The sequence below is a fragment of the Geofilum rubicundum JCM 15548 genome, from assembly GCF_000974365.1.
In the GTDB taxonomy this organism is placed as follows: Bacteria; Bacteroidota; Bacteroidia; order Bacteroidales; family Marinilabiliaceae; genus Geofilum; species Geofilum rubicundum.
The window spans coordinates 1-525 of record NZ_BAZW01000209.1 but is presented as its reverse complement, the minus strand read 5'-3'; the positions used below and the strand labels follow the sequence as shown (position 1 = coordinate 525).

The 525-nt window shown below is 48.8% G+C and carries 1 protein-coding gene; it reads right to left on the bottom strand.

Annotated elements, in window-relative coordinates; translation table 11 throughout:
* Positions 1-525, bottom strand: a 525-nt coding sequence (locus JCM15548_RS20815; RefSeq protein WP_162198321.1) for an IS91 family transposase, incomplete at both ends; no start/stop codon positions are given.

Genomic DNA, 525 nt, shown 5'->3' with positions numbered 1-525 from the left:
AACATGCTCGGCACCTGCCATAGAGGGCTCGCAATAGACCACCCACTTTTTTTGATGGGCCTTCTCTAAGCAGACTTTAAAGCCATCCATTGCAGAAAGTTTTCGCAGCTCCCTTTTTATGCTGTCCAGAAATTTGCCTTTAAAGGCAGCACTCAACTGGTGCACCGGATACAGATAATTATCATATTTGCCGATATGGCGCCATTTCCCCGACAAGGAATAACCGGCTGCCGGAACAATGCAGTGCAAATGCGGATGCAGAGAAAGGTTTTGCCCCCAGGTATGCAGCACCGCAACGGCTCCGGTTTCACAACCGTAATGTGTATAACCGAAGCTGTGCAGCGTACGGCTGGCAGCACGGAACAAGATGTTGCAATAAAGCCTTCTGTCCCACAGATAAATCTGGTTGAGCTCATGAGGTACCGTGAAAATGATGTGGTAGTGTTTCACCGCAAGTGTTGATTTCATCAGCTTCTCAATCCAAAGAGCCTGTTTGGTTCCCTGGCACTTGGGACAATGTCGGTC